The 20633-nt window shown below is 41.6% G+C and carries 19 protein-coding genes; 11 read left to right on the top strand and 8 right to left on the bottom strand.

Annotation, left to right across the window (positions count from 1 at the left end; translation table 11 throughout):
* Positions 1-5: 5 nt before the first annotated feature.
* Positions 6-2777: a tetratricopeptide repeat protein gene (locus HWQ40_RS01395; protein WP_292774539.1), complete on the top strand. Its 2772-nt coding sequence runs from the start codon at positions 6-8 to the stop codon at positions 2775-2777.
* A 146-nt stretch (positions 2778-2923) separates the two neighbouring features.
* Here the strand turns inward: HWQ40_RS01395 and HWQ40_RS01390 are convergent, their stop codons facing one another.
* Entirely contained in the window at positions 2924-5194 is a 2271-nt protein-coding gene (locus HWQ40_RS01390) for a transglycosylase domain-containing protein (RefSeq protein WP_292774538.1), read from the bottom strand.
* A gap of 434 nt (positions 5195-5628) precedes the next feature.
* On the opposite strand from HWQ40_RS01390, the gene HWQ40_RS01385 reads away from it, so the two are divergent.
* Complete coding sequence (locus tag HWQ40_RS01385; protein WP_292774537.1) at positions 5629-6324, top strand: hypothetical protein; 696 nt, start codon at positions 5629-5631, stop codon at positions 6322-6324.
* Between the two features lie 208 nt (positions 6325-6532).
* Here the strand turns inward: HWQ40_RS01385 and lspA are convergent, their stop codons facing one another.
* The gene (gene lspA, locus HWQ40_RS01380; protein WP_292774536.1) at positions 6533-7009 is read right to left on the bottom strand and encodes a signal peptidase II; all 477 of its coding nucleotides are present in this window, start codon (positions 7007-7009) and stop codon (positions 6533-6535) included.
* Between the two features lie 93 nt (positions 7010-7102).
* Positions 7103-7690: a biotin transporter BioY gene (locus HWQ40_RS01375; RefSeq protein ID WP_292774535.1), complete on the bottom strand. Its 588-nt coding sequence runs from the start codon at positions 7688-7690 to the stop codon at positions 7103-7105.
* Positions 7691-8279: 589 nt separating this feature from the next.
* On the opposite strand from HWQ40_RS01375, the gene pstS reads away from it, so the two are divergent.
* From pstS to HWQ40_RS01350, 5 genes are all read left to right on the top strand, one after another.
* Entirely contained in the window at positions 8280-9461 is a 1182-nt protein-coding gene (gene pstS / locus HWQ40_RS01370) for a phosphate ABC transporter substrate-binding protein PstS (protein ID WP_292774534.1), read from the top strand.
* 141 nt (positions 9462-9602) lie between these two features.
* Positions 9603-10553, top strand: a complete 951-nt coding sequence (pstC, locus tag HWQ40_RS01365) for a phosphate ABC transporter permease subunit PstC (protein WP_292774533.1) — start codon at positions 9603-9605, stop codon at positions 10551-10553.
* A 19-nt stretch (positions 10554-10572) separates the two neighbouring features.
* The gene (gene pstA / locus HWQ40_RS01360; RefSeq protein ID WP_292774532.1) at positions 10573-11454 is read left to right on the top strand and encodes a phosphate ABC transporter permease PstA; all 882 of its coding nucleotides are present in this window, start codon (positions 10573-10575) and stop codon (positions 11452-11454) included.
* 56 nt (positions 11455-11510) lie between these two features.
* The gene (pstB, locus tag HWQ40_RS01355) at positions 11511-12317 is read left to right on the top strand and encodes a phosphate ABC transporter ATP-binding protein PstB (protein WP_292774531.1); all 807 of its coding nucleotides are present in this window, start codon (positions 11511-11513) and stop codon (positions 12315-12317) included.
* A 121-nt stretch (positions 12318-12438) separates the two neighbouring features.
* Complete coding sequence (locus HWQ40_RS01350; RefSeq protein WP_292774530.1) at positions 12439-12720, top strand: hypothetical protein; 282 nt, start codon at positions 12439-12441, stop codon at positions 12718-12720.
* 157 nt (positions 12721-12877) lie between these two features.
* Here the strand turns inward: HWQ40_RS01350 and HWQ40_RS01345 are convergent, their stop codons facing one another.
* Positions 12878-13444 carry a Uma2 family endonuclease gene (locus HWQ40_RS01345; protein ID WP_292774529.1) on the bottom strand — a complete coding sequence of 189 codons (567 nt, stop codon included), beginning with the start codon at positions 13442-13444 and terminating at the stop codon, positions 12878-12880.
* Between the two features lie 72 nt (positions 13445-13516).
* On the opposite strand from HWQ40_RS01345, the gene HWQ40_RS01340 reads away from it, so the two are divergent.
* Together HWQ40_RS01340 and HWQ40_RS01335 are read left to right on the top strand one after the other, a co-directional pair.
* Positions 13517-13867, top strand: a complete 351-nt coding sequence (locus tag HWQ40_RS01340; RefSeq protein WP_292774528.1) for a hypothetical protein — start codon at positions 13517-13519, stop codon at positions 13865-13867.
* Positions 13868-13873: 6 nt separating this feature from the next.
* Positions 13874-14107 carry a hypothetical protein gene (locus HWQ40_RS01335; RefSeq protein ID WP_292774526.1) on the top strand — a complete coding sequence of 78 codons (234 nt, stop codon included), beginning with the start codon at positions 13874-13876 and terminating at the stop codon, positions 14105-14107.
* Between the two features lie 246 nt (positions 14108-14353).
* Here HWQ40_RS01335 and HWQ40_RS01330 read toward each other — a convergent pair whose 3' ends face one another.
* The gene (locus HWQ40_RS01330; protein WP_292774525.1) at positions 14354-14818 is read right to left on the bottom strand and encodes a DUF29 domain-containing protein; all 465 of its coding nucleotides are present in this window, start codon (positions 14816-14818) and stop codon (positions 14354-14356) included.
* A 172-nt stretch (positions 14819-14990) separates the two neighbouring features.
* On the bottom strand, positions 14991-15587 hold the full coding sequence (locus HWQ40_RS01325; RefSeq protein WP_104909553.1) for a glyoxalase-like domain protein: 597 nt from the start codon (positions 15585-15587) through the stop codon (positions 14991-14993).
* 200 nt (positions 15588-15787) lie between these two features.
* On the opposite strand from HWQ40_RS01325, the gene HWQ40_RS01320 reads away from it, so the two are divergent.
* Entirely contained in the window at positions 15788-16426 is a 639-nt protein-coding gene (locus HWQ40_RS01320; RefSeq protein WP_292774524.1) for a sigma-70 family RNA polymerase sigma factor, read from the top strand.
* An 88-nt stretch (positions 16427-16514) separates the two neighbouring features.
* Entirely contained in the window at positions 16515-17594 is a 1080-nt protein-coding gene (locus tag HWQ40_RS01315; protein ID WP_292774522.1) for a tetratricopeptide repeat protein, read from the top strand.
* Between the two features lie 142 nt (positions 17595-17736).
* Here HWQ40_RS01315 and HWQ40_RS01310 read toward each other — a convergent pair whose 3' ends face one another.
* Together HWQ40_RS01310 and HWQ40_RS01305 are read right to left on the bottom strand one after the other, a co-directional pair.
* On the bottom strand, positions 17737-18483 hold the full coding sequence (locus HWQ40_RS01310) for a hypothetical protein (protein ID WP_292774521.1): 747 nt from the start codon (positions 18481-18483) through the stop codon (positions 17737-17739).
* A gap of 451 nt (positions 18484-18934) precedes the next feature.
* A complete protein-coding gene (locus HWQ40_RS01305) occupies positions 18935-20389 on the bottom strand; it encodes an ATP-binding protein (protein ID WP_292774520.1) in 1455 nt (484 codons plus the stop codon).
* Positions 20390-20633 lie beyond the last annotated feature (244 nt).

The raw sequence follows: 20633 nt of genomic DNA, 5'->3' as shown, positions 1-20633 counted from the left end.
AGATTATGACCCTAGAACTGACTGATTGGGATAAGGATTTACCATCAGAAATAAATGAAGAATATCAAGCCTTAGTCCGCACACTGAATTTTACAGAAGGGTTTGGTTTATTATTTGTCCGTTGCTCTCCGGCAGAGGGTGTGCAGTTAATTACTAAAATAAAAGAAAATATTACTAATAAAAATATTGAAGTTATACGGCTGGAAGAAGCTGTCACTAATTTATATGAAAAAATTGATTCTTTAGAAAATAAAGAAAAGATAAATATTTTATTTATCACAGGATTAGAGCATTCTTTTTATGAATATGAAGAATGCAAAAGATTAATGGGGTGGAATAGTAGAGATATTTATTCATATAGTTGGAAGGGTGTACCACCTGTTTTAATTAACCTCAACCAACAGCGAGAACGGTTGAAGGATAAATTTAATATCTGTTTTGTGTTATTGCTACCGATATTTGCAATTAAATATTTTATTCAACGTGCCCCAGATTTTTTTGATTGGCGTTCTGGATTGTTTGAATTTCCAATAGATTCAGAAACTTTAGAAAAAGAGTCATCACGTATTATTCAGGATCGAGATTATGAAAAATATATAAACCTCACACCAGAAGAAAGAACTCAAGAAATATTAGCAATTCAAGAATTAATAGCAGAATACCACCAAACACCCGATCGTCAATATGATTTACTGATTAACCTGGGAAAATTACAGTCTGCTGGAGAAGAATATTATCAAGGTTATGAAGAAGCGATCGCTTCCTATAACAAAGCAGTAGAAATTAAACCTGATGAGTACCAAGCTTGGTACAACCTGGGGTATGCGCTAGAGAAATTAGGACGCTATGAAGAAGCGATCGCATCTTATGACAGAGCCCTAGAAATTAAACCTGATGTCCACCTAATTTGGTACAATCGCGGGATTGCACTAGATGATTTAGGACGCTATGAAGAAGCAATTTCCTCCTATGACAAAGCGCTAGAAATTAAACCTAACGATCACCTAACTTGGTACAAACGCGGCAATGCGCTACAATATTTAAGACGCATTGAAGAAGCGATCGCTTCCTATGACCAAGCACTGAAATTTAACCCGGATAAACACGAAGCTTGGATCAACCAATCCCTTGCTTTACAAAATTTACAACGTTATGAAGAAGCGATCACATCCTATGACAGAGCGCTAGAAATTAAACCTGATGACTACCAGACTTGGCATGATAGGGGCAATGCGCTACGAGATTTAAAACGCCATGAAGAAGCGATCTCATCTTATGATCAAGCACTAAAAATTAAATATGATGACTACGAGGCTTGGTATGATCGGGGCAATGTGCTACGAGATTTAAAACGCCATGAAGAAGTGATCGCATCTTATGACAAAGCGCTGTCAATTAAACCTGATGACCACGAAGCTTGGAATAACCTGGGGATTGTGCTAGAGAAATTAGGACGCTATGAAGAAGCGATCGCCTCCTTTACAGAAGCCTTGAAAGTTAAACCAGATTACCACTATGCCTGGAACTGGCATGGCTATGTGCTGGAGAATTTAGGACAGTATGAAGAATCTATTATTTCCTATGAAAAAACATTAAAAATTAAACCTGATGATGATTATGCTTGGGTTAATAGGGGACAAGCTTTAAAGAAATTAGGACGCGATGAAGAAGCGATCGCATCCTACAACCAAGCACTAAAAATTCAACCAGATGGTTACTATGCTTGGAAATGGCGAGGCATTGCATTGAACGAATTGGGTAGATATGAAGAAGCACTCATTAGCCTAGACAAAGCCTTAGAATTGGAACCTAAGGATGACTTGTCTGACCTTTTTTATGTCTGGAAATGGCGAGGAATTACATTGAGCAAATGGGGTAGATATGAAGAAGCGATCGCCTCCTATGACAAGGCACTGGAAATTCTTCAACCTAATTACCATTACCATGATGTTTGGAGCTTGCGAGGGCTTATGCTCTATCAATTGGGACGCTATGAAGAAGCGATCGCCTCTTATGATAAGGCAGTAGCGATTAAACCTGATGATCATTATGCTTGGTACTTGCGGGGTAATGCGTTACGGAATTTAGGCCGCAATGAAGAAGCGATTTTCTCCTATGACAATGCACTGAAATTTAACCCAGATAATAAAGCTTGGAACGACCGGGGAATTGCGCTATGTAATTTAGGACGCAATGAAGAAGCGATCGCATCCCACAACAAGGCTTTGGAAATTCAACCTGATGACCACGAAGCTTGTTACAACTTGGGAATTGCGCTATGTAATTTAAGAAGCTATGAAGAAGCGCTCGCATCCTACGACAAAGCACTGTCAATTCAACCTGATGACCACATAGCTTGGAGCTTGCGAGGGCTTGCACTCGATCAATTAGGACGCGATGAAGAAGCGATCAAATCCTATGACCAAGCACTAAAAATTAAACCTGATAACCACATAGCTTGGTACATCCGGGGGATTATGCTAAAGAATTTAGGACGCAATGAAGAAGCGATCGCATCCTATGACCAAGCACTAAAAATTAAACCAGATGACTACGAGGTTTGGAATGACCGGGGCAATGCGTTACGGGAATTAGGACGCAATGAAGAAGCGATTTCCTCCTATGACAAGGCATTGGAAATTCAACCTGATGACCACGAAGTTTGGAAGAACCGGGGGAAAGCGTTATTTGATTTAGGACACCATGAAGAAGCGATCGCATCCTATGATAAAGCACTGCAAATTCAACCTGATTTAACTCGTGAGAGGTTAGAGTGATTGCACATTTGCCAAATTTCATTAGCTAGTTTTTCAGCAAGTTGATAAACTTCTAAGTCCTCAAAATCAGGTCTTCTCACAAAAGTCCATTGATCATTAATTGATCAATAGTTACCAATCCTCAATGCCCAATGCCCAATGCCCAATTACCGTGTAATTCTCCGCATATAATTTCCCCACAACTGAGCTGCTTGAGCGCTGCTACCAGATGTCGGTGAATTATTGTCGTTTCCCAGCCAAACGCCAGTTACAAGTCGCTGACTGGGGATAAAACCAATAAACCACAAGTCAACGTTTTTATCAGTTGTGCCAGTTTTACCAGCTTCCCCTAGCCCAATGGCAGCACTACGACCAGTACCTCTTGCGATTACACCACGCATCAAACTAGTCATTTCATCGGCGACATTATTTGTCAACACTCGTTTGTTGGCACCTGGATCTTGGTCGAACGAGTAGATTACACGACAGGTTTTGATATCATTGCGATCGCTGCAATCACCACTGTCTAAAATTCGGCTAATGGCATGGGGAGGATTCAACACACCGCGATTGCCAATAGCGCCAAAAGCACCAGTCATTTCCAAAACATTGACTACACTTTGACCCAGTACCAAGCCAGGAACCGGATCGAGGTTTGATTTTATCCCCAAACGCTGCGCCATTGCCACAACTTTATCCAGCCCCACTTGTCTGGCAACTCGCAAGGCGATGGGATTTTCTGAAAGCGCTAGCCCGGTGGCAATATCTAAACTAGTGTCAGCACCAGCACGACAGGGTTTATAAGTAAAGCCTTGCCAAGTTAAAGGGGCGCAAGAATAACTGTTGGATGGTGAAATTCCCTGTTGAATAGCAGCGGTGTAAGCAAAGATTTTGAAGGTGGAACCTGGTTGTCTTTTTGCTTGAACAGCACGATTGAACTGACTTTTTTTGTAATCAGTCCCGCCTACCATTGCGAGGATACTGCCTGTACTAGAGTCAAGAGTGACTACTGCCCCTTGAGAAAAATTAAAATTTCTACCAGAGTTGTTCACTGAATTATTCAACGCTGCTTCTGCTTGTCTCTGTATCGCTCGATCGAGCTTGGTTTCAATGATATAATTACCTTCTCTTGCTGCTCCCTGGCCCAAAATTGATTCGAGTTCAGAGAAGACATAATTGTAAAAATAAGGTGCGATCGTTTTAGCTTGCTGTTCGCAGACTTTAGGACTAATTTGGACAGTAGAGCGTCTAGCTCGGTTCGCATCCTCTGGTTTAATTTTGCCCATCTCCAGCAACCGCTTAATCACGCGATTCCGGTATTCAGCCGCTTCTAGCTTATTGGGCCCATCTCCACAAAAATCGAAAGCGTTGGGAGCAGGTAAAATTCCTACCAATGTTGCTGCTTCTGCCAAAGTTAATTCTTTAGCCGACTTCTCAAAGTAATATCGGGCTGCATCCTCAAAGCCAGAGGTATCACCTCCCAAAAAAACCCGATTTAAGTACATCAGCAAAATATCATCTTTGCTGTAAAAGGTTTCGAGCTTTAGGGCGACAACTGCCTCCCGCAATTTGCGGCCAAGGGTATCTTGTCTACCTACATACTCGCGGAATAAACTGCGGGCAACTTGCTGGGTTACAGTGCTGGCTCCTTGTTGCACATCTCCACTGCGGCTATTAATCAACACAGCTCGTAAAATTCCCAGAGGATCAACCCCAAAGTGCCAATAATAACGACTATCTTCTGAAGCCACTACCGCAGCAGGCAAATAAGGGCCAAATTCCTCTAATCGCTTCATGTCTACATGAGAGATTGTCCGAGGTTCTCTCAGGGGAGTGGCTCCATCACGCGCGTAAACAACTACTGGGGCGCGTGTCGCTGTCGGTAGAGGTTTGACTGAAAATTTCAGCCATTCGACGCCAATCACTAATGTTAACAGGGCACTGACACCACCAACTCCATAAGCTGTCCAACTTGCAGCTTTGACATACCAAGCTGGTGGATCGACATATTGCAACCGTACAGAAGCGGCAAGTTCTGGGGGTCCCAGAGTCAGAATATCGCCGTGACGCAGTTCTAGGGAACTAACACGACGCTTGCCACGATAAATGCCATTGGTGGAGTTTTCGTCTTTGATCGTGAAAACTGGTGTGTGCTGAGTAGAATTCCGCGATAGTGACAGGTGAATTTGGCTGACAACAGGGTTACGGATGACGATATCGCTGGATTTGGAACTACGACCGAGAATATAGCGATCGCCCAACAGTGGATATACCTCTGCTTTATCCGCCCCCGCATCCTGCACCCAAAGTTCTGGTACTTTGGCATTAGGCTTGAGCGCCAATTTTGAAAAATCGACCCTAGCTTGAATCGTATGTACTGCTTGAGTCAGTTGACCTAGTAACGTTTGTGGCTTGTGAGGGGGTTGGGGAGAACTCATCGGCTATTCACATCACAGTTTTTAATGAAGAATCGGGCGAATTACGATCAATTTTAGATGTTAGTCTTTCATCATTTTACTCATAAGCCAAAGCATAAATTAGCTATACGGAACTTTTTGATCTAATTTATACTTTAATTTATGTTAAAGCTAGAATTTATTTGTGATTTTAATCACTTTTTTATACAAGCAAATATTTTTTTATATTCTCAAAGGCTCATCTAAGCTAGTGTTACTAGTTCGATAAATACAACCATAATTTTCCCTTTTGTCTTTTTAAACACTAGTTTTCAAGAAATAACTGATTTAATTTTTACCAATTTTACATATCCACATATTCTGAAACAAACCTAAATCTCTTCATTTAGGAGGATTTTCTAAATCTTAGTTATCTGCTTTAATGGGGCGAGTGTTCCGTTGAGGTTAATTTCAGAATGATGGGAAAATCTCTGAGCCTGATTGGTACAGCTTTATCTTTGGCACTTACCACTAATATTGCTGTAGCCGAATCCAGTAAATCCCCCATAGCCCAATCTAGCAGCGACTCCACTAGCGCACCAACGGAAATCAAGATGTCGCCAGAAGGTATGAAAATTCTGTGCGAGCATTTTCCGCTAAACTCTCGCTGTTCCGGTGGTACAGCAGCCACCCCTAGCGCTCCTGCGCCTAGCGCTCCTGGTAGCACTACAGTACCAGCAGAAACAACAACGCCTGATAGCAGCACCACTCCTGATAGCACAACTGCACCAGGAACCACCCCTCCTGAATCTGGCACTCCCGAAACCACTCCAGCACCAGGAAGCATAACCCCACCGGCACCTGGCGCACCTAGCAACTTAACTCCACCACCAGGAAGCTCAACCACTCCTGAAGGCGCACCTAGCAACTTAACTCCACCACCAGGAAGCCCAACCACTCCTGAAGGCGCACCTAGCAACTTAACTCCACCACCAGGAAGCTCAACCACTCCTGAACAACCTGGCACCCCTGGTAGCACTACCGACCCAGGAAGCGCAACCCCACCAGAACAACCTGGCACTCCTGGCACTCCTGGCAGCAGTATCGAACCCGGTAGCTCTCCCAGTACTCCCGGCTCTAGTTCGCCAAAAACTCCTACCACAGGTAATTAAATTAAAAGCTGGGGCATAATCTAAATAATGGTTTGCCATCAGCGATCGTCGGTGCATCTTTCTTAAAGTCTTGCACCAGTTATGCAAACTGGTGTCAGGTGACAAATAAAAATTGATAAAACCTTATACGTAAAGTCTTCGCATATAAGACTAAGCAAGGGTTTCACTAAGTCAATAGCCTGGGATTAATCATCCCAGGCTTAATAGTTTAATGGGATCTGCCAGTTGAAGTCGGTGTTTTTTGCAAGGAAGCAATTAACAGGCAAACAATACCGATACTAATAAATGAATCTGCCACATTAAATACAGCAAAGTTTATTAGGCGAAAATCAAGAAAATCAACGACATAGCCTAAAACAAAACGATCGATACCGTTGCCCATAGCTCCACCTAAAATCAAGCCATAGCCTAACTGATCCCACAAATTTAATGTTGGGCCAATTAACGCCAACGCTATCAAGACTAAACTCACTCCTAAAGATAGCCAGCGCAACCACTCTACTTTCCCACTCAACAGACTAAAAGCCGCACCAGTATTAGTAACATAGGTGAAGTGAAATATTCCAGGTAACAGTGGTAGTGTCTGCCCCAAGCTAAAGCTTTGTACTACCCAGTACTTTGTTATTTGGTCTAAGAAAAAAGCGATGAAGGCAGCGATCCAGAAAAGACGATTTTTTAAACGCATGGCAAATTAGTCATTGGTCATTGGTCATTGGTCATTGGTCATTGGTCATTGGTCATGAGCTTTTGACAAATGACAAAGGACAATAACAATGAACTAATAAAACATTAAGTGACGCAATATATATGCTATTACAGTAACTGCACAGACCACAGTTAGTTGACCTGGTAGTGCAAACCAGGAGTATCTAAGGATTGCTTGCATCAAGGTTAGATTTTCTGTGCCTTTCCACTGAAAAAGATAGCTAATAATCAAATAAGTAATACCGCATAGGTGGAGAGTTAACAAGCCACAGACACAACTAAAGGCAAGAGTTTCTAGTCGAGGTCTCGCTTTAAAGGCAACTAAGCCACAAATCCAAGCTCCAGGAATAAAGCCTAGTAAATAGCCAAACTGAGACAGCTTGACATAACCAATACCGCCGCCATCGGCAAATACTGGTAATAAGGTTAACCCCATGACTAAATAGGCAATTTGCGAGAGCGCACCCGCATTTTTTCCCCCTAAACAACCCACCAACAATACTGCGCCAATTTGAAAAGTGACACCTAAAGAAAAAGTCTGAATTCCGTGCTGACTCCAAGTCCAAGGTAAGGTGATGCCATAAACTTCTAAGAAGGTACCACCCATTGTCAGGAGTAAGCCAATCATAGACCATAGTAATTGATTGGAAGCAGCAAACATTTATCAGGCAACCAAGGAAAAGCAAAAGGAAAAACCAACAGCAACTAGTATATTCATTAATATTGAAATGAAATTTGTGCTTACATCTTAGGAACTAGCATATTTTCTTTTGCCTTTTTGGTATGTAATTTTTCAGTTCTACGAATTGTAGCTGAGGTGTCTATTATCTGATTTTCTTGGCTGAGGCGTGCTGTGAATTCTGGTATTTAACCTAAAATATGGTAAATTAACATTATTTATATTAGTATTTATATTAGTCTTGCAGAGTAGTGCCTAAATTTAGCTACAAAGTGTTTAATGCTTAATCTTAATTAATATTTATATACTTTTTTGATTACTTGACCAACAAAGTTACACTATCAATAAATTTTTGTAAATAGGTATAACAAACTTACTCTAGTAATATTTCTATCTTAAACTTAAAGTAAGAGTATAAAATTTATCAATAAAAACTAAAAAGCAGGGTTTGCTCTTCATCAAAAAAACAAGTATCTTTATTGCTTTGTTAACCTTTCGTTAATCTCTATTGTTGTCCTTTGGGAGTATCTTAGAAACGCTCACCTGAAAAGTTACTAAAAAATTGATAGCGATGCTCTCACGTCTTAGTGCAACAAAAATTCATCGCCTCACAGGTTCAATTTCAGTGTTAGCACTGACAATCAGCCTAACAGCTTGTGGCGGACAGCAAGCACCAGATAATACAGCCACCAAGGATGCGCCTTCTGGCACTGCTACAGATACTACTGCTTCTAGCACAGCTAAATTAGACCTTGGCGGAACCGTAAAGTTAAGCGGGGCTGGTGCGTCTTTTCCGGCACCACTGTACGATACCTGGTTCACAGATTTAAACAAAAAATATCCCAATCTGCAAGTTGACTATGCATCAGTTGGTAGCGGTTCTGGAGTTGAACAATTTATCAAAGGCACTGTAGACTTTGGTGCCAGCGATGTCGCAATGAAGGATGAAGAAATCCAGAAAGTACCAGCAGATAGAGGCGTTATTTTACTGCCTGTGACTGCTGGTAGCATCGTGTTGGCTTACAACTTGCCTGATGTTCCAGAACTCAAGCTCCCACGAGCAGTTTACGCCGATATTCTACTAGGCAAAATCACGTCTTGGGATGATGCCCAAATTGCCAAGGCTAACCCAGGTGCAAAGCTTCCGAAAGAGTCAATCACAGTTGTTTATCGTTCCGATGGTAGCGGAACTACGGGTGTGTTCACAAAACACCTCAGCGCTATCAGCCCTGAGTGGAAGAGTAAAGTTGGTGAGGGCAAAACTGTCAACTGGCCTAAGGGAGTAGGGGCTAAAGGTAACGAGGGCGTTACTGCCCAAATCCAACAAACTCAAGGTTCCATTGGCTATGTCGAGTATGGCTATGCCAAACAAAATAGTCTCAAGTTTGCTGCTTTGGAAAACAAAGGCGGTAAGTTTGTTGTAGCTAGTGAGGAATCAGCTTCTAAAACTCTCGAATCAGTACCTCTACCCGCAAATCTCCGCTCCTTCATTTCCGATCCCGAAGGGGCTGATTCCTATCCCATCGTCACTTACACCTGGATTTTGGCTTACAAGAAATATCCCAATGCGGCAAAAGCCAAGGCGATTGAAGCTGCGATCGAATACGCTTTAACTGATGGACAGAAGCAGGCTAGTGCATTAGGATATGTTCCTCTACCGCCCAATGTCATCACAAAGGTGGCTGCTGCTGCTGACCAAATCAGCCCAGAATATAAAATTTCTGTCGCCAGTGGTAGTAGCGCTAGCAAGTAAGCAATCAAACACGCTTATTCAGTAGTAACTTTGAACATGGAGTTACTATTGTATCAGTTTAAATAGATGATGAGGCGACAATTTTACTAATCTGGTTGCCTCCCATATTTTTCTCTGATTTAATTCTGAAAGTCGGTATTCATGACTACAAATTCTCAAAATCTTTCATCAGCGATGAAAAATCGCTCTGACGCTGAAAAATCCTTAGATTTGGGTTTTATTTGGCTGACTAAAATTTTCGCTTTTGGAGTTGCTGGGACTTTATTATGGATCGGGTCGCAGGTTGCAATTGCCTCTTGGCCTGCTATCCAAAAGTTTGGTGCTGGCTTTTTAGTCAACACCACTTGGAACCCGGTTAATGATAGCTATGGGGTGCTACCCCAAATTTATGGAACTCTTGTGAGTTCTTTTATTGGTCTGCTGATAGCAGTGCCAATTGGGGTTGGTACTGCTATTGTACTGAGCGAGGATTTTTTGCCTGCTAAAGTGAAGCTGGTACTGGTTTTTGCAGTAGAACTGCTTGCAGCTATTCCCAGCGTTGTCTACGGAGTTTGGGGTATTTTCGTTTTAGTGCCAATCTTAACCAACTTGGGAAAATGGCTCAATGGTTACTTTGGCTGGCTACCATTTTTTAGCACTTCTCCTACAGGCCCAGGAATGTTGCCGGCGGGAGTCATCTTAGCGATTATGACTTTGCCCATCATCACAGCCTTATCCCGCGATGCCTTGATTTCTGTACCCCCAAGTTTGCGCCAAGCCTCTATAGGACTAGGAGCAACACGCTGGGAAACTATTTTACAAGTTCTTATCCCAGCAGCCTTTTCGGGCATAGTGAGTGCTGTGATGCTGGGACTTGGGCGGGCAATGGGAGAAACAATGGCTGTAACGATGTTAATCGGCAACTCCAACAACATCAGTCTTTCTCTTTTAGCACCAGCCAATACGATTTCTTCTCTACTGGCAAATCAATTCTCAGAAGCGAGTGGTTTGCAAGTTGCGGCTTTAATGTACGCGGCTTTAATTCTATTTTTTTTGACACTGGTAGTCAATATTCTGGCAGAGTTGATCGTTCTGAGAGTCAAGCGAATATAGCTTAGTTTTGGGTTAAATTATGACTTCTAATTTTCCAGAGCGCAGTTTAACTCGCTCCCCCACGTCTCAAAGGACACTGTTTAATACAGTGATGACCGTCATCGCTTTTACCTGCGGAGTATTGGCACTTTTACCTTTGCTAGCAGTGCTTTCTTACGTGATTATTAAAGGCTTTAGCAGTCTGAATCTGGCCGTGTTTGTTGAATTGCCACCCAAAGCTCTCCAAAAAGGAGGAGGCTTTGGTAATGCCATTTTAGGCACGCTGCTGATGGTAGGAATTGCTGCCTTGATTAGTATTCCCTTTGGAGTTTTAGGGGCGATTTACATCACAGAATTTAGTTCGGCGAGAGTAGCTAGATGGGTGCGTTTTGCAGCTAATGTCCTTAGTGGAGTCCCCTCAATTATTGCTGGGGTATTTGCCTATGGGATTGTAGTTTTGACAATGGTAAAGTTGAACTTAGGATCGTATTCAGCTCTAGCTGGAGGGTTTGCACTGGCAATTTTGATGTTGCCAATTATTCTGCGAACTACTGATGAAGCGTTACAGTTAGTATCGCAAGATTTGCGACAAGCATCTGTAGGGTTGGGAGCGACTAACTTTCAAACGGTGAGTCAAGTAGTCTTACCAGCAGCTTTACCAGCTATTGTAACTGGGGCAACGCTAGCGATCGCCAGAGCATCTGGAGAAACCGCACCTTTGCTATTTACTGCCCTATTTTCTAACTTTTGGCCAGATGGTTTATTCCAACCAACAGCTTCCCTGGCTGTTTTAGTTTACAAATACGCCATTTCTCCGTTTAAAAATTGGCAATCTCTAGCTTGGGCAGCATCTTTAATTTTGGTTTTGATGGTTCTAATCACAAGTATCATCGCTCGCTGGGCAACTCGCAAAAAAGCTTAGTAAACAACCATCCACAGTGCAAATCCCATCGTTTAAACCAACACTAGATTTAATTTATGGCTACCAACACTAGGACAGTGAATAACACTGAAACCGTTTTACGCACTGAAAATCTCAACGTTTACTATGGCAAGTTTTTAGCCTTACAGAATATTTGGCTAGATATACCGAAAAATCAAGTGACAGCTTTTATCGGCCCTTCTGGTTGTGGTAAAAGTACGTTGTTGCGATGCTATAACCGTCTCAATGACCTGATTGAGTCATTTCGGGCAGAAGGTAAAATACTTTTTTACGATAAAAATTTGTATGCATCCGACATCGACCCTGTAGAAGTGCGTCGGAGAATTGGAATGGTGTTTCAAAGACCAAACCCATTTCCTAAATCAATTTATGACAATATTACTTTTGGAGCCAAAATCAACGGCTATAAAGGTAATTTGGATGAATTGGTAGAAAGCAGTCTCAGAAAAGCAGCTTTGTGGGATGAAGTCAAAGATAAACTACAGCAAAGTGGCTCATCTTTATCGGGTGGACAACAACAACGGTTATGTATTGCTCGCGCGATCGCAGTACAACCTGAAATTATACTGATGGATGAACCTTGCTCCGCTCTTGACCCCATTTCCACCTTGCGTGTTGAAGAACTGATTCACGAACTTAAAGAGCAATATACTATTGTCATTGTCACCCATAACATGCAGCAAGCAGCACGTGTTTCTGATAAGACAGCCTTTTTTAATGTTCGGACTTCAGAAACAGGAACCCGTAATGGCTATATGGTAGAGTATGATGCAACAGAAGTAATTTTCAACAATCCTCAGCAGGAAGATACCAGAGATTATGTCAGCGGCAAATTTGGATAAATAAATATTTTACATTTTTGATGTTAAAGCAATGAGGGATACTCGGAAATTAAAGTTGTGCGATATTCCTCTATGTTTTTTATTTGAAGGACTTTTTTTCTCCCTAACAAACTTCATTTCCATGCTGTCCGATGTCTATTACTTGGTGCGCTCAAAAACTGACGGGAATTATCTTATAGCTCGTCCTGATGCTGAAACATCAGGTTATTTATTGCTATTTCAAGAAAACTTTGACGCCCTTAGCTATCTCAACACCCATGCAGCAGAAGTGGCAAATCGCTTTGCTGTGGAATCTATTGCGCGTACACAGTTAGGAAATTTGCTCAAACGCTGGGGTTTTAACGGTGTGGGTATTGTGACTGACCCGTTGTTGCCCAAAGTTGAATTTTTACAGCACAATTAACTAATTCACGTTTAATGTGAATTAAGCTTTGAAACCCTTGTAATTTCATAGGTAATCCCAAAACTATGATTTTGAGCGAATCTAGAAACCCTTATGGAATAAGCGGCGTTTCTAATTCACATCAGACGTAATTCGTAATTCGTAATTCGTAATTTTATTAATTAAATACTTGTGCGATCGCACAAGTAAAATTAGGCAATATGGGTGAACTCAATTCATCACCATTAAACAATGTAGCAACTAACTTTAAACTTGCTTGTTCGCGTCTATATACTTCCACCTGTTGCTTGCGCCAATCTACAATCCAATATTCTCTGACACCTCGTGATGAGTAGAGCTTAAGTTTTAGTTCTCTGTCCCGCTTTTCATTTTCACTACCAGCAGATAGCACCTCTACAACCAGTTCTGGCGCACCAGTCAAATGCCCCGCCTCGTCTAAAAGTAAAGGCAATCTTTCGTTGCTAGCCCAGACAACATCGGGAATAACATTATCATTATCGCCAAAAATTATTCCTGGAGCAGTCACAACTTCTCCCAGACCAGTAATTTGTGACCAGTTATCCAAGGAAGTGCTAATTCTGACACAGGTTTTTTGATGCTTCCAATGAGGCGCTCTAGTCACAAATAATTCCCCGTCGATAATTTCATAGCGATTCCCGTTATCTGGAAACAACTCTAAGTCGGCGGTAGTCCAGCGCACTCTCTCAGATATTGGCTGGTTCATAAATCATCTCTGTTAGGGATTTACCTATTTTAGCCTGAGTGGAAATGGAACATTATAGCGTTTTTCGTTTGTATGCAATACAGTCTGACCTCTCTCCTTTTAGGCTTTGAATCTTACTCCCCAACGCTAGTAGGGAAGGATACAGCTTTTAAATATGAATGCTGGGACGAAGCTATTAAAGCTTATAGTATTGCTATACAAGCAGTAGAGACTAGCCGCAGTTGGGTAAAGTCTGAATTACGCCGTCAAAAGATTCTAGAAAATTCTATCGGCATTTACGAAAACATGGTGCAAGCCTGCATCAATGCTGGACAAATAGAAAAAGCTTTTGAATATTCAGAGCGATCGCGTTCTAAACGCCTGGTAGACTTAATGGCAAGCTACAACCTCTCTAAAGGCGAAGAAATTCCCCCAAAAGTCTAAGAATTATTGCAGCAGTATGAAGCACTGCAATGGCAAATTGACCAAGAACGCCAAAGCCATAAATCTGAAAATAATCGCAGTGACACACGCGCTGCTTGGGAAGCTTATAATGAAGCGATCGCATCTTTAGAAACCCAAAAACAACAAGTTTGGGAAAATCTCAGACGCGAAGATCGCGTATTAGCTGGCGAAATTCAAGTTAACCCCCCCAAATTCAGCTACGAGAATTTACAAAATTAGACCTAAATAAAATATTTCAGGAAGTAGAAGCAAGGGAAAAAGAATTAATAGGAAATAGAAAAAAATATCCTTCAGATTCTATCGAATATCAACAATGGAAGCTTGAATATAATATGTATACTAAATTGAACAGACAAATTAAAAAAATCGAAAACTCTACTCAGCAATTTCCCTTTTCACTTCCTCATTACTGGGCTGCTTTTATTTGCCACAGTTTACGGTGAGAAAATAATAGTATTGGGGTAATTACTCGCCCTGTTCATCAACCTGATTAAAATTTGGTAATAATTTAGGATTCAAAGTTTGATCTAAAGTGTAGGGACAGATTTCTGGAAAAACATTTTCACCCAACTCAGTTTCTCGAATCGCTAAAGCCAAACCTAGTTCATAAACACTGAAGAAAACTTCATCGAGATAGGGTTTCAAACTAGGGCTATCTTGCAGAAGCAGCTTAATTTGAACACGTTGCTCTCGAATTGTACCCAACCAGCTATTGCTACGTTTTTCAGGTTGAAATTGCCATTTTAGTAGATGTCCTAGCAATACTCCCAGCCGATTTCGCAATTCTTGCCGTTCTCTTCTGCCCAAAGTTTCAATTTCTTCAATCAGGTTAACTGTATCTAATTGTTCCCACTGTTGAGTTTTGAGCAAGCTAACCTGCTTTTGCGTCCAATCATAGAAATCTGTTTCATATAGGTGAGATGTGTACATTTTTTCCACTTTATTTACACCTATCTACTTACCTACCCCTGCGGTAACGCTTGCAGCAAAATCCAAAATCCAAAATCTAAAATCCAAAATCTAAAAATAAATATTGGGTTTAGCGATGCCTACAGTGGCAAGCTACGCCAAACCCAACCTCAAATAATCTAAAATCTCAGAACTAATTCGCTACCTCAGCCACCTCAATGACTCGCCCTTCATAGTCCTTGACTAAAAAGTTCAGGGGTTTCTGGTTACGAATCTTCAATTTCAAACCGCGCGTTTCGACTCGCATTAAAATCATTTCCAGGCAGTCATGGTCAAAACAAACGTGGCGTTGCTGATTTTTGCTACCTAAACTCGCACCAGTAATGACGTGTAACTGAGTGTTTTTCTTCAATTGATACCACAGCCCATCGTTAGCATTATTCATCATTTTGCTAGACAAGCTCGGTCCAGTAGACATATATAACGGATCGATGCCAGTTGCGCCAATAGTTTGTTCGTAGTTGTAGTAGTAGTGCAATGGCACCTCAGCTGCTGGCAAATCTAGCAGCCCTTCATACAACTGTCGGGCAATCTCTAAATCTGACACCATTACAGTGTGTACTTTTGGGGCACTGGTGAGAAACATCCACATGGCACCAGCATAAGCTGCTAGCAGCATCACCATAATGCCTTGAGTGGAGAACAGGCTATCTAAGGGCAGGGAAGGCAGAAAGGAGCCTAAAGTAAGGGGACTGAGGAGGAACGATATGACACTAACTGCTATAACCATGAACAAATAAGGATTCTTTAAGAGAGTTGATTTTATGATTGTCGATTAAGACTAAAATTAAGTCCTTGTTTCTAGTTTATCAATACTCAACTAGTCTGAGTCTCATCTACAAACTGAGCAACACCAAGATATTATGCGATTAACTAGGGGAGTGCAATTCCCAACACTATCTATTTTAACAACTATCAACTCCAAGACTTGTGCAAATTCCTCATTTTCCCGAAGCTAATCACCCACTGGTGAAGTCGCTGTTCCATCACAGTGACCATGAACTACTGACTCTGTTTCAGCGCTATCCAGATGCCGGAAAGTACTTTACAGTGATTTTTTGCCGCTATAGCCCCATAGTCTACACCTTAATTCGGCATTCGGCGCGATCGCCTGTGCAAGCAGATTATCTGTTTGCCCTCACCTGGCGACATATTTATTACGAACTCGGTGGACTAAACTTAACTGAGTCTGAATCAGGTGAGGAAGCCTTGACCATGCAAAATTGGTTAATTAATATGACAGCTTTCTGTATAAATGAGATTAAACTACCACCCACAGAAGCAATTCATTATTCTCTGCAAGCGACTTCACCGCCGCTATGGTGCTATGTACAACAGGCGTTAGACCAACTACCGCCAGTTTTACGATTAATTGTATTAATGGCTCAAACTTTCCACTGGAGTGAAACTAGAATCGCTGCTTATCTACAAGCTGAAGGAGAAGCGATCGCTCCTAAGGAAGTAGCGAATTTTCTCCAAGAAGGCTATCGTATGCTAGAGGACAAATTACCCACAGATATCCGCGCCATATACTTTGGGGAAGATTTAGCTCAATCAAAACTTAAGTAGAAATGCGTATATTAATTGTCTTCAATTTAAAACTTAAAACTTCTTCTTAGACCTTCTACTTAAACCCGCAACTTTACGGGTAATTTTTATGAAACAACGGCTTGTATCTCCCTGGCAAAAGGTAGGCTTAATTTGTGTAGGTGCGATTTCTTGTCCGCAGGTACTTTTACACAGCTTTTTACTGTTTACTTTTTTGCTGAGTCCTGTAGCGGGTGCGGTTGATATTTCTGAACAACTCCATCGCCCTTTAAATAATTCCGTTGGGCGACAATCAAGAGATGAAGCAGACGGTTTGCTGCGTGTTGCTCAACAAGAATACGCTTCAGGACATGCCGACAAAACAATTGCGTCTTGTTTGCGGGCATTAGAACTATATCATTCCATTGGCGACCTGAAAGCACAAGGTCTGACGTACAATTTGCTTGCTAAGGCTTATGTGCAGCTTGGTAGTTCAAAAGAGGCAGAAGATGCTTTCAGAAGAGGATTAGCGATCGCTCGTGATACTAAAGACTTCCAATCTCAGATTTTTGTGCTGAATAATATCGGTACATTTCTGCTGCAAAAAGGCGAATCTGCTGCTGCTGGTGAAACAATTGAAGATGCACTCGCAATTGCTCATGGGGTCAAAAATATTGAAGGTGAAGGACTGTCTTTGAGTAATTTGGGTTTAGTAAGTGCCAGGTTGGGAGATTATAACAAGGCGATTAAACTGTACGAAAATGCTTTAACTTTCCGCCGTCAGACTGGCGATGCCATCGGTGAAGCAAATACTTTGAATAATTTAGGAGATGCTTATTTAGCATCTGGAAATTATCAAGATACCATTGCTACTTATGGTGAAGCAATGCAGACAGCTAAAACCAACCGCGATCGCACCAATGAATTACGAGCAATTGACGGTTTAGTTACGGCTCACACTGCTGTAGGACGCTACGAACGCGCCTTTGACTTACTAGAGCAACGTTTAGCACTCGCGAAAGAATTACAAAATTTACGCGAAGAATTAAAATCTTTTGAATCTTATGCCCAGTTATATAAGCAACAAGGTAATTACCTAACTGCCAGCAATTTTTATGAAAGGGCAATTATACTGGCGCGGACATTGCAAGATAGCAAGCAAGAAGTGCAATTGCGGGATCAATTAACTAAAATGCTTCAGCGAAAGTAGTAGTCAATTGAACGTTAAAAGGGCGGTTAAAAACCGCGTCTACACAGGGAGAACCTATAAAAGCTTGATTTTCTCTTACCCCAAGTGGGTGTAGCTCTTATTTGTGTAGCCGCGAATTACCTTCGCCCTAGCTCTAAATTAATTAATTCAAGAACACTGAACCGTTTCGTTCAATTCTTAGAGCACTTCTGCCCTGTGCTGCATTGGTGGCTTCCTTAAATGTAACTTCCAAACTTCCTGGCTCTGAAGAAGCTTGTGGAGTCACTATTAACTGTCCACCATCTTGTCGTTCAAATGTTACTGTTACTGGTGCTTTTAAAGCTTGCAGTGTTACATCTGACTTACCTTCTAGCGATCGCGGTGCCGTATCGCCAATCACTTGAAAAGTTATCTTAGCCGCAGTATTATTCACCAACCTGATATTAACCATACCATTAGTGAGTGCGATCGTCGCACTGGGGGTTTGCCGTGGTTCAACTAGTGGTTGTTGGTCATTAGAAACCGCAGGTGGTGAAGGCTGTTGAGTTCGATCGCCAGGAATTGGGCGTGGTGGTCTAGCACCTGGTTGTGGTGGTACGGGAGACACTTGCCCCTCAGCCGGAGGAACTGGTTGTGGTGGTACGGGAGACACTTGCCCTTCAGCCGGAGGAACTGGTTGTGATGGTGTGACACCTGATTCTGGTGATACGGGAGCTTGAGAGCGCTTGTAGGGTGGTTCGTTAAAAATGCTGGGACTTGGGTTTAGTGTTGAAGAAGTAGCTCCTGGCTCTTTAACCTTGGGAGTAGATTCTTGTGCGAAAGCTTGAGGAATTGCTGGCAGACTAATCAGGAATCCCCCACAAAGAGCGCCAAATAACTTGCTATACTTGCGGAAATTTTGAAATTTCATATTTTTTCTAAACTCCTAAAAAAACTTCAACTTTTTTTCTGACAAAGATTTCTCCAACCGGAAATTAAATTAGGTTTTATCGGTCGTTGAATACATCTAAACATTTAACAAATTACTCAATTGATCGCATCTAGCTAAGGATACGGAAATAATCTAAAAAAATGAAAATATTTCATTCTCAAGATTTAAAGTCTTAATCATTAGACCTCTTGCAAAAGTCCCTAACACCCCACCCCCAAAGCATCGGGGAGGCGAGCGTTTGTGTCAGCAAATGCGGAGTGGCGTTCTTTATTTTTGATTTATGCAAGAGGTCTATTGTCATTAAGCACATTTGTGTAATAGTCAAATTCAATATACTGCTAAAAAATAAATTTTCTCGCTAATAACTAAAGTCAATTTGAATGGGCTAAAATCTTACATCTATCACAGGAAATAAAAATTTATTCGCGAATTAAGACTCAAGAGTTATTGGTAAAGTGATAGTAAAGGTAGCACCAATGCCTTGGGTACTTTCAACTTGAATATGACCGTGATGATATTCGACAATAGCTTGAGCGATCGCTAATCCCAATCCTGAACCTGTAGCACTGGCTGTCGCTGTATTCCCCGTCCTATGAGTACGTGCCGGATCTACTCGATAAAAGCGGTCAAACAAGCGTGGTAGCGCTTCGGCTGGAATTCCAACTCCGGTATCACTCACCTTAACTTGCAACTGGGCACTGGTGTTACGTAGTCCAGAAACACGATTTATTCCTTCTATCCGCGCCAATTCCACTTTCACTCGTCCACCTGCTGGAGTGTAATGCAAAGCGTTAGCAATTAAATTTGTGAACAGCCGCACCAATTGATCCCAATTACCTACAAGAGTAAACCAATTTTCCAGTAATTCGGGGCTAGTTTCAGAGATAGGAGGGTCAACTAAGTCTAGAGAAAGGGCGATTTCTTTCTCAGGGACTAACAATTGTTGTTCTTCAACCACCTCTATTAGCAAAGCGTCCAATGGACAAGGTGAAAAAGTATCTTTGCTAAGACCACTATCCTGTCTTGCTAGGAAGAGTAAGTCATTGACTAACTTACCCAAACGCTGCGTTAACCGTTCCACCACCTTTAACTGTTGTCGATATTGCAAAGAAGTAGTCGTTTCTGTCTCTGCTAAATCCAAGTCAGCAAGCGCAACTTGCACATTAGTTTGAATCAAAGTGATAGGACTTCTAAGTTCGTGGGAAGCATCAGCAGTGAATTGTTTAAGACGTTGATAAGATTCACCCACCGGTTCCATCGCTTTACCCGAAAGAAACCAACCACTTGCGCCTACAGAAAGCACCATTAAGCCAATACCTAATGCCAAATCAAAAATTAACTGGCGACTAGGTTTAGTAACTTCAAACCAGGGATGACTAACGCGCAGATATCCTAATACTTGTCGTCTCACTTCTACTCGTTCGGTGACTTGTCGTAATAAGAGTGGGGAGCTAGGAATTTTAAATTTTGAATTTTTACTCTCTCCTTTGACTACGCGCACAGTTTCACCAGTGCGATTGACACGAATGGGAATATTTAGGGGTTCAGATAGCGTTGACCAAAGTAATTTACCAGTTGGACTAAACCATTCTAGGTCAATGTGGTCATCTTCTACAGTGTCGGTATTATCACCAAAACTGGCTTCTACATTAATGCGAAATTTATCTGCATCAGTATTAATTGGCTCAAATATGAGCGTAGATGCACAACCACTGGTTGTGAGGCAACGCTCCACTATTTCCACTACATGGTTAAGGGTGTCATCAATCCGCTCAATCAGTGTAGTACGAAAGTATAAATAAACGCCACTGGCAAACAGTAGCAGCAATACAGCAGTGACGGCAGTGTACCAAATTGCAAGACGGCGGCGAGTAGCCTGAAACACATTTTCACCTACTTTGTTTGACTGAATCTCATCAGATTACGTGTTAAGTATAATTTTAAAGTGCTTTTTATTATCAACAATTTTGTCCAAAATAATACTGGTTCAATTGTTTGCGATCGCAAACAATTTTAACGCTCAAAAAAATAATATAAATATAACTTTGATTCCATTTACTGAGGGGTTAAATAAAAAATTTAATCTTTGTATATGGTGAGTTTCTACGCGTCTTATACAACAAAAGGTA

Source organism: Nostoc sp. NMS9, from assembly GCF_017114995.1.
Taxonomy (GTDB): Bacteria; Cyanobacteriota; Cyanobacteriia; order Cyanobacteriales; family Nostocaceae; genus Nostoc.
This window is presented reverse-complemented; position numbering and strand designations above follow the sequence as displayed.